Raw genomic sequence first — 12,255 nt, forward strand, 5'->3', positions numbered from 1 at the left:
CTCAACAGTTATATCATTTGTCGCCTCCAACTTAACATCCGCATCCCCAGAAGTTTCATCAAATTCATCATTGATCGTAATATTCGTTCCAGACAAAGAAACACTTTCCCCACTAGCTTTAATTCCGCTACCCGTAGCAACAATATCTCCCGTAGCTTCAATATTAATTGCACCACCTGTCCCACTATCAACTTCTGTATTTTCTCTAGATGCCACCTCAGAATTATTTTCCACAGTCGGAGCATCTTGCTCCGAAGAGAGAGCATCTTGCTCCGAAGAGAGAGCATCTTGCTCCGAAGTGGGAGCATTTTGTTCCGAAGTAGAAATACTTTCTGTTAAAGTCACATTTCCTGCACTCTGAATTTCTATATCTCCACCAGCAGTAACAATACCATTGACATCCTCACTCACACCACCAATATTCACATCTCCCAACAAATCAAAAAACGCTCCACCATTCCCGGAAACCGCCTCCAAATTCCCCGCTTCTAACCGCAATGGCGCACTCGCTAAACCTATTCCTCCATTGCCAAAAGTTTCAAATAAAACACTACCCGCATTAATAATTGAATTCTCAGAAACTCTGGCAATATTTCCCCCATTAGCATTAACTAAAACCTCTCCTGTTGTTGTTAAATTTGCCAGATTTATATCCCCTACTTCTCCTAAGTTTCCTAACTGAATATTAATAGTTCCACTGCCTGCATTTAATGTCGTTCCATCTAATTGATTTATGGAAGCTTTCCCCTCACTCCGATTAGCCAAATTCAGATCATCATTATTACCAAGTAAATCAATATTTCCATTACCAATTGATGTGTCAATATCGGCATTTATATTAATACTTCGTCCGGCTTTTAATTCTACAGATTCGGTAGTTTCTATCTTTTCATTAATTGTTATATCGTTGTCGGCAAATAAAATTATATCTCCTGATAACTCCCCAATATTTTCTGCTGAAATTGTCACATCAGAATTTTCATCTTGAGCAAAAGGGTCTATTGGTGTTTCTGTTTCTATTGTTTCTGAATTCTCAGCAATTTCTTTAGAAGTAACTTCTGTCTCTGAATTTGTATTTTCTGCTATTTCTGAATTCTCAATATTTTCTGTGGTTTCAGAATTTTCAGAATTTTCACCAGATGCCACTTCCGAATTATTATCTACTGTTTCTGTTTCTAAACTTTCAGTATTTTCTGCTATTTCTGAATTCTCAATATTTTCTGTGGTTTCAGAATTTTCAGAATTTTCACCAGATGCCACCTCCGAATTATTATCTACTGTTTCTGAACTTTCAGTATTTTCTGACTCTCCCACTGTGATATTTTCTGGGTCTAATAATATTGTTCCTGTATTGCCAAACCCTGCAGTAACATTAACATCTCCATCAAATATTAATTCTTGTTTTCCAGATACTTCAACAAACCCTCCATTACCAAAAAAATCTCCCCCTTTAGCACTAATATTTCCAGCAAAATTAGTTACTCCATCTGACCAAATTATTACCCTTCCTCCGTCACCATTTGTAATAGCATCAGCAGAAATAAATGAGTTATTATTGACAAACGTCTGCTGAGAGTTACTCACTATTCCATTACCTTGAAAATCACCTCCAATTAATACTGTTCCACCTCCGTTGATACCATCAGCATGAATATTCGCATCAATAATTGCTACGCGATCGCCCAACACATTAATCTGTCCACCAAGATTCCTATTTCCCTCCTCATAGGGGTAGTTAGGAGTGGTGGATACATCTATATTCCCAGAGGCAAGCACATCTCCTGGAGTATCAGCAACCAAAGTATTTGCATCTATCAATACTACATCACCATCAGCGTTAACACTCATGGATGTAGCATGAGTTTCATTCCCACCTGTTAATAATTCTGGTAATGATAAGGGTGTGAAATTTGTTTCTTCTGTAATTCCCACTGATGAGGATACATCTAAACTCAACAAATGCCCTGGTTGAGATATTCTCAGAGTGCTGCCACCTTCCACTGCTGCGATAGTAACATTACCTCCTGCGGTAGAGAGTTCCCCAGTGTTGATGACTGTGCCACCCAATAAGGTCAAATTCTCCCCTGGGTTTAAACTTAAATTTCCTTCATTAACTATTGCGCCTGGGTTTGATACATTAAAACGATAACCACTGGGATTTCCCACTAGGTTTGAGTAGTCATTTGTTCCCATAGCTTGAAACCAAAAGTTGTTGCTGTTGAAACCAATACCTGTGGCAGTAGTCACGCTGAATGAAGCGGGTAAGTTGAGACTGGCATTAGGGCCAAATATCATTCCAGCAGGGTTCATCAACAAAAGGTTGGAATTGCTGCCAATGACTTGAATAAGACCGTTAATAATAGAAGCATTACCACCTGTAACTCTGCCCAGAATATTGCGGGTGTCTGGGGTGGTAAGGAAGTTGGCGGTTTGGCCAGAGTTGACATTGAATTGGTCGAAACTATGGAAGAGGTTTCTGCCGTCTTTGCTACGGGTGCCTCCTTGAATGTTCAATTGGTTGCCGTTTTGGTTGACGGTTGTACCCGTGCCATCATTAGCAGGAGTGATGGGTTGTGCTTTCCCAGGAGTCGGTACTACTCCCAATAGTAGAGGCATCAACAGAGACAAGGGATAATATGCAACCCTGAAGGTTTTCATCATGGTTATTGAGACTGGGTTAGATTTAATTGAAATTTTTAGTCAAGATAGAATATAAAGTGATAGGCGTTGGTAAATCAAGAGATGAAACTTTAAGAGTAATCTGTTTCTGATGCTTCTAAATATCTAACCAGAGTAAGTGATGGGTATCACCCCTAGTAGAAAATCATCTTACCAATTACCAACGCCAAGTGATAACTACAACCATGCTAGGGAGCTTCCATGGAATGTCTCTACGGTACTATACCTGAATAAAAATTACTATAAATAATATTCATATATTTCGGGTAGTATACCAATTATAGGTTTTTCTAAATTTTCAAGTTTGTATAATTTATTTGTATAATTTTGATAGTCCTGCATGGTAATGGTAGGATACATATTTTTTAATTTCTCCCACACTCCTCATCTCCCCATTTCCCACACTCCCCATCTCCCCATCTCCCCATACCCCCATCCCCCCAAACTCCCGGTGCTTCCTTTACCATTACTATGCACCACCACCTAATTTTTCCTATTGTCATCGTATATATTATTAAGAAAGGAGTCAGGAGACAGGAGTCAGGAGTTAGAATGGAATTCTTGACCACGGGTGAATTTAGCTTCCTTATCTTGGTATTTGACCGCACTCTTAATTCTGACTCTTTCTCCAATACAATTATGGAGTAATAATATCGAATTATGCCGAAATCAGCAGGTAATTCTAATGTAGAAAAACTTCAAACTGGTGAAGACAAAATTTTAATTATTTTAGTAGGAATTAATCAAGATGATGATAGCCGAATAAATAATATAGAATTCGGCTATACAGTATATGTTTATAATTCTATACCACACTTCAATATTAAATCGGACTACCTCCCCATCTCCCCATCTCCCTATCTCCCCATCTCTGCCAACTATATAATAAGTATTCAACCGGATTTGATATAACCTGAATTATTGTGTTAATGATTGTCAGGAATTAAAGGCTGCATTAGAATCAGCTACAAAATTATTCACGAATAAAACTATTATTATCCATCACGATAATATACCTGAATCTCCTCTGCTTGATGTGGTGAAAAATAGCTTGAATCAATTAGTTACTCAAGCTACTAAAGAAGATACTATTTTAATTTATTTTTCTGGTCATGGTTTTTTAGACAAACAGATTCAGCAACCAATATTATGTCTGAAAAATACTCAAACTAATAATTTAGCTACAACAGGTTTACCTCTGGCATAAATTTTGCAAAAGTTGACAGAAAGTGGTGCTAAATATCAATTGATTTTTATTAATGCTTGTCATAGTGGTGGAACAAGTATTAATTTTCAGCATTTATCTGAAAGTAAGAAATTATCTGAACTTGAAATATCTAGTATTGCTCCACAATTAATTGAATTATTTTGGCAAACGGCAGCTAAAAGTAAAGGTTTTTATGCGCTTTTGTTTTGCGATAATTATGAACAATATAGAAAATGGAAAGATATAAAACATGGATTATTTACTTATTTTTTTATTCAATGTTTTTTGGGTAAAGCTGCTGATAATTTGGGAATTATTGATGCGGATATTTTATATAAATATATCTTTAATCGCAGTTGGGAATTTCTTGATAAAACTAACAGGCAAATCCGCTTAATAAATCAACAAAAAACTAATTGTGGCGAACAAGATATAGAGGATGAATGTCCGGCTCAAACTCCGATTAGTATTATTAAAGGAGCTGGAGAGTTTCCATTAGAAATAGTGCCTTCCGATACTTCTGAAAATAATTTGCGACGGGCTGTAATTATTAATGGTTTGCTAGGATGTGAGGAGACTATTACTTTATCAAATATGCAAGGTCATGGAGTTATGACTATCATGTCAATGTAATGTTAGTATCTGTTTGGCGCTGCTAATTTAGCGATCGCTCCTCAATCCATGTAGGGAAGTTCTATGGAACGTCCCTACTGTGGTCTAATATCATGTTCCCCCTCCGGGGGAGCTACGCTAACGGATAATCAGTTATAAAAAAACTTCTGGCCTTGAAGTTTTCTTTTCCTTCTACCTACAGCAAAGCTGCCTTCTGCCTTCCTTACTCCAAAGTGTAAGTATTCAACGAACATGATATAAGATCGTTACAATGACAGTTATTTAAGTCTAAAAAAGTAAAATTTTATAACTTAAAAAAGAAATTAAAGAATCATGCACAATAAATCTCTTGGTACTTTTTTTATACTTCTGGGATTATCACTATTTTCTCCTCAAACAGCTACTCCTATTATCGAGATTATTACACCTATCATAAAATTTATAGGATAACTTGAGGAGATTAAAAACCCCTACCAATACCCGCAGAGCAAAAACTATAAACAAGAATATCCAGTTGTGAACCCTATCGAAAAATCTTCGCCTTTAAACTTGATAAAATCAAACAAAAACTTTCAGTCTATAAATGGAAAAAAAGTTATTCCCTATGGTCGTAGCGGAAAATTTTCTGGAGAAGTTGTTAAAACAAGACTTCAGCAAAAAACAAGTAGTCAAGATAGGGGGGTTGTTGCAATTATTTGTTGGAATGATAGAATTCAATCCAATGTTTTATTCCTAGAAAATTCCAGAGTTCGGGTTTGGACAAATAAAGTTGAATATGGAGACAAATGGTATTGGGATACAGAAGGTTATTTGCGTATCAAAATGGATCGGGGTTCTCAATATATTTTTAATTAAATGGAGTTTAAATAACAACTGATACTTTTGATGAACTTAGGCGATGGGTATTAATCCAACAACAGGCAAGAAGAATTTCATTTTCACAATTAATATCATGTCCGCACTTGATCATTTGTGTAAAACCAAGGGTGAATATCTACAGGAAATTTAGGTTTTTTCAAGCTTTTAAGCCTTCTTCCCTCTTCCTTCTTCTCTCTTCCTTACCTTCACGCTTACAATACCGATGCTACCGGACATGATATATAGCACTGTGCGCAGGCAACAGCTCCGGAAGGCAACAGCTCCGGAAGGGGGAATAAATTGCAGGTAATATAAGACTTTTAGCTATTTGGCCTCTCCTGCAATTTGTAAATATACCAGCGCTCATTGCTATAAATGAGTTTTTTAGTCCGGATATCTTTATTTCCCCCTAGTATTGATGAATATAATTTAATATTAGGAAGCAAGAGCTATAATTATCCACCAACTGTTACAGGGAGTAGGAAATATCTAACTTTTTTCTCATTTTTTCACTGCCCTTGTTTAATATTCCATACCTCACCTGTAGTATCTAATTGCGAACTAAACCCTAACTAACTAATTGAATCTATACCACCTACTTCAAAAATATAGCAATTATCTCTGAGCTATTATGTATGATTTTTGCAGCACAATTTTAATCTGGTATATGTTTTTTATCACTGCATCAATCACAACAATTCTTCTGTACGAGCGAGAAAAATATTCTTGCTAATTTTAGTATCTTCCTTGACGATCCACTTCAAAAAAATCTCTAGAGATCAACCCTAAAAATTGCGATATTTTTATCCTGATTTTCTAGGTAAATTCCGCAATTATCTATATACAAATATCTTCTACAATTTACTCTAAATAAACTATGAATTTTCGTGAAATTGACGGTAGTAATAATAATCAAAATCATCCCGAATATGGTCAAACAGGTGAAAATTTACTTCGTTTTACACCAGCTGCTTATGCAGATGGAATACAAGAATTAGCTAATCCTAATAACCCTAATCCTCGCAATATTAGTAATACCCTATTCGACCAACAAGAATCTATTCCAGACCCACGAAATTTAAGTGATTATGTCTGGGCATGGGGACAATTTGTTGACCATGATATTACTTTGACTCACTTACAGTCAGGTAACAATGCTGAAAGTGCAAACATCTTCATTCCTCAAGGTGACTCAGTTTACACCCCTGGGTCATTTATTCCCGTTACCCGATCGCTATTTGATCAGAATACTGGCACTGATATTAACAACCCCCGAGAACACGCCAATGAACTCACCGCTTGGTTGGATGCAAGTCAAGTATATGGTAGTGATGAAGACCGTGCTAACTGGTTACGCAGTTTCGATGGCGGAAAGTTGAAAGTTACTGCCCATTCTACAGGAGATTTACTACCTACTAGGGGAAATGACCCAGATGCTCCTGCTATGGCCATGGAAGAAAGTATTGGTGAAAGCACTTTTGTGGCAGGGGACGAGCGGGCAAACGAACACGCGGTCTTAACTTCGTTGCATACCTTATTTGTGCGGGAACATAACCGTTTAGCAGAAATTATTGATGCCACCCACACAGACTTACCCTCAAATACTGCCGATCGCGATGAAGAGATTTATCAACGAGCGCGTAAAATAGTGGGAGCAGAAATTCAAGCGATTACATATAAAGAGTTTTTACCTTCTCTAGGCGTAACTCTAGATCCTTATAATGGCTACGATACAACTGTTAATCCTGGTATCAATACAGAATTTTCTACTGCTGGTTTCCGTTTGGGTCACACTCTAGTTAGCGGTACTGTGCCACGTCTCAACGAAGATGGCACTACTGCTCCCGTTGGTGAACTAGATTTATTTCAAGGCTTTTTCCAACCAGAGCGCATTACCGAAGATGGAGGAATAGAACCTGTTTTGCGGGGTTTAGCTACCCAGGTACAGCAGCAGACAGACGCGAAAATAGTGGATGATTTGCGGAATTTGTTGTTTACTGGGGCACCCGGTGGTGGACCTGTGGCAAATGGTACAGATTTGGCAGCGTTGAATATCCAGCGCGGTCGCGACCATGGTTTGGCAAATTATAATGAGGTGCGGCAAGCACTGGGTTTGTCAAGGGTGAATGATTTTAGCGATATTTCTTCTGACCCAGAAGTGGTGGCAGCATTAGAGGAACTTTATGGTGATGTTGATAATATTGACCAGTGGGTGGGGATGTTGTCAGAGAATACTTTGCCTAATTCTAGTATTGGTGAATTGAATGAAGCAATTTTAGAAGACCAGTTTGAACGTTTACGAGATGGCGATCGCTTCTGGTATGAAAATGATGTTGACCTTGCTCAGTGGCAGTTAGGGGAAAATGGTACTGTTTCAGATTGGTTAGAGAATCTGAATTTATCGGATCTTGTCAAGTTAAATACTGATATTGATAATATTTCAGATAATGTTTTCTTTGTGCCCGATATTGTTGTGACAAATACTAACGATAGTGGTCAGGGTTCCTTAAGAGAGGCGATCGCTAATGCTGATTCTGGCGATACTATTGTATTTGACCCCAGTATTGCTGGTGAAACTATAAATCTGACCAGTGGGCAACTGAGAATAGATAAAAACCTTCATATTGATGGTTATGAAAATAACCCAGTTAACATAAATGCTGGAGGTAACTCCCGTGTCTTTCAGATCGATGATGGTAACAATAGCGTCCAAAGTCAGGTGACTATAGATGGAGTTATTATCGAAGGTGGCAACGTTACTGGTAATGGTGATGATGGTGGTGGTATTTTTAACCGAGAAAATCTCACACTAAGTAACAGTACTGTTACAGGTAACACCGCAAATGAGGATGGTGGTGGTATTTTCAATGCTCAAACAGGTAATATTACCATTTCCAACACTACTATTAGCAATAACGAGACAAAAGAAGGATTAGCTTCTGGTGGCGGTATTTTTAATGGTGGAGAAATTAATATTTCCTACAGTGAAATTTCTCATAACTTTGCCAACGATACTGGAGGAGGTATTTACAACTGGAGTCCGGGAAATATTACGATTACTAATAGTACCATTAGTAGTAACACGGCGAATAATGATGGTGGCGGTATATTTGTATATGGTGACACTGAGATTATCGACAGTACCATCAGTGATAATGTAGCTCTTTCCGCTACTGCTGATGGTGGAGGGGTCGCCGTTTTCGGTAATGCAGAAATCACAAATAGTACCATTAGTGGTAATAGTGCGGAAGATGATGGCGGTGGTGTTTATGTCAAAGATAATGTTTTTGGCAATATTCCCACTGCCATTATTACTAATAGCACAATTATTGAAAATACTGCGGTTTCAGATGGTGGAGGTATTTTCAATTTCGGTGTAGCTGAAGTCGAAAATACCACTATTATCCAAAATAATGCTCCTGATGGTCGTGGTAGTGGTATTGCTAGTTTCGGAAATACTTCTATTACCTCAACAACTATTACTTCTAGCACTGTTGCTGATAATGAAAATAGCGATATTGATTTTGTTACTCAGTCACAAAACTCTTTTATCAGTGGTGGTAATAATGTGATTGGTACAGGAAATGCTGTAGGTAACTTCAATGCTAGCACAGACCAAACTGGAGTTGAGAATTGGGAAGAATCTTCAAAAGACGAAGAAATTATCGGCACCAACCAAAATGACACCCTCATTGGCAATGAAGGAAATGACCAAATTACAGGTCGTCAAGGTAATGATTTATTAATTGGTGTCAACCCTGATAGTAATACTCCAGGTAGAGGAGAAGTCGATGACATCTGGGGTAACAGAGGAACAGATATCTTCGTCTTAGGAGATGAAGATGTAGTTTATTACGATGATGGTCAAACAAATACCACAGGTGCTGAAGACCTAACAGTTATTTATGACTTTGAACCAAATCGCGACCGGATTCAATTACATGGTAATGCCGATGACTATCAACTACAACTGAGCGAAAACCAACAACATACACAAATCTTTTCTATAGCGAATCAGAACCAACCAGAATTGATCGCTCTTGTGCAAAACCATACCGAGCTAGTTTTAAATTCAGACCAGTTTAATTTTGTATAGCGTTTTTGGTTGTCGCTGACATGAAAAGTATTACCTTCCTATGTTTGCGAAACAGGACCTAAAAGAAAGCAGAAACTCTGTGTCAGCTGACAAAAATTAGATATATGGTTTAAATGCAAAACAGCTTACTATATCAAATATCCCATTAGGGAAAAAATAAAAAATTTTGTAGGAGGTTTCCACCGAACCCCCCCTACAAGGTTTTCTAGAGATGTCTATACAAGGCTTTTCTACTTGACATACTCCCGACGTTGTGCCTACGCGACAACCCAGGATTCTTCAGTCAGGAAAAAAACTGACCGCTGTTTTGCCAGAGATGATGTCCACCCCCTGTGTTGACCTTGATAGTAACAAAATACCTCCTAGCTTGTTAAGGGTATAAGAAAGTTTAGTGCATGGAGGTATCTGACTCTTGGCCTTGGCTTTCATCCCGACGCTCCCCTAATAGCTGCCGCTAGGCTCCGCCAACAGGAGAGCGCGGGACTTCCCGCCAGGGAAGTTAATTTTAAGTTTTCAACCCTGTATAGAACCCATTTGGTATCTTGAGCTGGATGACAATTTTGAGCCATGGAGTCGGGAGTGGGATAGAAGCAATAATTGAAAATACTTCAATACACCCCATCCCCCATCTCCCCATCTGCCCCTTTATTTTTAAATAGATCTCAAATGGGTTCTATATACCAGACCTAACTATTTCTTAGCTTCTTGACGCTCTTTCGCTTCCTTAATTACTACCTCCGCCACATTCGCAGGGCAAGGTGCATAATGGGAAAACTCCATTGAAAACTGACCTCTACCAGAAGTCATAGTCCGTAAATCACCAATATAACCAAACATCTCACTCAATGGCACATCTGCCTTAATACGAGTACCCATAGGCGATGAATCTTGAGACTTAATCATTCCTCGACGGCGGTTGAGGTCTCCAATTACATCACCAACATGATCGTCAGGCGTAAACGCATCAACCTTCATAATCGGTTCGAGTAACTGAGGAGATGCCTTAGAAAAAGACTGTCGATAGGCCGCCTTAGCAGCAATCTCAAAGGCGATCGCCGAGGAGTCAACCGGGTGAAAAGCACCATCCATCAACGTAAACTTCATATCCACACAAGGGAAACCCGCTAACATACCCTTTTCAAAACTACTTTCAAAACCCTTTTGCACGGCTGGCCAAAATTCTCTGGGCACATTTCCACCAGTCACCTTTGACTCAAATTGGAAACCTTCACCTGGTTCAGCTGGCTCAAAAATATAGTCAATCTTAGCAAATTGACCAGAACCACCAGACTGCTTCTTGTGAGTATAACTATCTTCAAGACGCTTAGTAATAGACTCGCGATAAGCTACTTGTGGCTTACCAACTTCCACATCAACCCCATAAGTCCGCTTCAGAATATCAACCTTGATATCCAAATGCAACTCACCCATACCCTTGATAATAGTTTCATTACTTTCCGGGTCTGTCTCAACTCGGAAAGACGGGTCTTCCTGAACCATCTTGCTCAATGCCATGCCCAGTTTTTCCACAGAACCTTTATCTTTTGCTGCCACAGCAATAGAAATCACTGGATCGGGGAACACCATCGGTTCTAGAGTTGCAGGATTTTTAGGGTCACAGAGAGTATGACCAGTTTGGACATTCTTCATACCAACGATAGCAACAATATCACCAGCTTGAGCTGATTCAATTTCTTCGCGAGAGTCAGCGTGCATTTCCACCAAACGTCCAACTCGCTCAGTTTTACCTGTAAAAGTATTCAGCACTGTGTCACCTTTGGACAACATACCAGAATAGATGCGGGTAAAAGTTAGAGCACCATATTTGTCGTCCATGATTTTGAATGCCAAAGCACGCAGAGGCTTCTCAGGGTCAACATAAGCTAAATTACCAGTCTCATTACCCTCTAGATCGATCTCTGGCTGTGGTTTAACTTCAGTCGGGTTAGGTAGATAATCAACTACCGCATCTAGTACCAACTGCACGCCCTTATTCTTGAAAGATGAGCCACAGTAGGTAGGGAAGAAAGCCAACTCATTGGTTCCCTTACGGATGCAATTTTTGAGAGTGTCAATATCTGGCTCTTCTCCTTCCAGATATTTTTCCATTACATCATCGTCTTGTTCGATAGCAGTTTCAACCAATACTTCCCGATATTTCTCTACATCATCAACCATGTTCTCTGGAACGTCTTTAATTTCATATTTGGTTGGGTCTCCAGAATCATCCCATACCCATGCTTTGCGGGTTAGTAGATCGACTACTCCCACAAAATCATTCTCAATACCAATAGGTAATACCATTACTAATGGCTTGGCCGCGAGTACATCTTCAACCTGCTTCACAACCCTGTAGAAATCAGCTCCGGTCCGGTCAAGTTTGTTTACATAGATAATCCGAGAAACTTTAGAATCGTTGGCATAGCGCCAGTTGGTTTCAGACTGGGGTTCTACACCACCAGATGCACAGAATACACCTATGCCACCATCAAGAACTTTGAGAGAACGATATACCTCGATGGTAAAGTCAACGTGGCCAGGAGTATCAATAATATTTAACTGGTGGTCTTTCCAAAAGCAGCTTGTAGCAGCGGATTGAATTGTAATACCCCGCTCTTGCTCCTGTTCCATAAAGTCTGTTGTTGCTGCACCTTCGTGGACCTCACCGATTTTATGGATTTTTCCGGTTAGTTTCAGGATTCTTTCGGTTGTGGTGGTCTTGCCTGCATCAACGTGGGCGAAGATGCCGAAATTACGATAATTAGTGAGGTCTTTTTTCATAATTTAACTCTCTTGTTAGGTG

The 12,255-nt window shown here is 39.0% G+C and carries 8 protein-coding genes; 6 read left to right on the plus strand and 2 right to left on the minus strand.

Features of this window, described 5'->3' with window-relative positions; genetic code table 11:
* Nucleotides 1-2,661 (minus strand): filamentous hemagglutinin N-terminal domain-containing protein (locus F6K18_RS31505; protein WP_287526826.1); only part of this gene is annotated, 2,661 nt, incomplete at its 3' end.
* Between the two features lie 489 nt (nucleotides 2,662-3,150).
* On the opposite strand from F6K18_RS31505, the gene F6K18_RS31510 reads away from it, so the two are divergent.
* From F6K18_RS31510 to F6K18_RS31535, 6 genes are all read left to right on the plus strand, one after another.
* A complete protein-coding gene (locus tag F6K18_RS31510) occupies nucleotides 3,151-3,327 on the plus strand; it encodes a hypothetical protein (protein WP_287526827.1) in 177 nt (58 codons plus the stop codon).
* Nucleotides 3,328-3,339: 12 nt separating this feature from the next.
* Nucleotides 3,340-3,591 carry a hypothetical protein gene (locus F6K18_RS31515; protein WP_287280076.1) on the plus strand — a complete coding sequence of 84 codons (252 nt, stop codon included), beginning with the start codon at nucleotides 3,340-3,342 and terminating at the stop codon, nucleotides 3,589-3,591.
* A 1-nt stretch (nucleotide 3,592) separates the two neighbouring features.
* Nucleotides 3,593-3,886 carry a caspase family protein gene (locus F6K18_RS31520; RefSeq protein WP_287526860.1) on the plus strand — a complete coding sequence of 98 codons (294 nt, stop codon included), beginning with the start codon at nucleotides 3,593-3,595 and terminating at the stop codon, nucleotides 3,884-3,886.
* 3 nt (nucleotides 3,887-3,889) lie between these two features.
* On the plus strand, nucleotides 3,890-4,519 hold the full coding sequence (locus F6K18_RS31525) for a hypothetical protein (RefSeq protein WP_287526830.1): 630 nt from the start codon (nucleotides 3,890-3,892) through the stop codon (nucleotides 4,517-4,519).
* A gap of 528 nt (nucleotides 4,520-5,047) precedes the next feature.
* Entirely contained in the window at nucleotides 5,048-5,353 is a 306-nt protein-coding gene (locus F6K18_RS31530) for a hypothetical protein (RefSeq protein ID WP_287526831.1), read from the plus strand.
* Nucleotides 5,354-6,233: 880 nt separating this feature from the next.
* Entirely contained in the window at nucleotides 6,234-9,452 is a 3,219-nt protein-coding gene (locus F6K18_RS31535; protein ID WP_287526833.1) for a peroxidase family protein, read from the plus strand.
* A gap of 690 nt (nucleotides 9,453-10,142) precedes the next feature.
* Here the strand turns inward: F6K18_RS31535 and fusA are convergent.
* A complete protein-coding gene (fusA, locus tag F6K18_RS31540) occupies nucleotides 10,143-12,233 on the minus strand; it encodes an elongation factor G (RefSeq protein ID WP_287526836.1) in 2,091 nt (696 codons plus the stop codon).
* Nucleotides 12,234-12,255: the final 22 nt, after the last annotated feature.

Source organism: Okeania sp. SIO2C2 (assembly GCF_010692625.1).
GTDB classification, from domain to species: domain Bacteria; phylum Cyanobacteriota; class Cyanobacteriia; order Cyanobacteriales; family Microcoleaceae; genus Okeania; species Okeania hirsuta.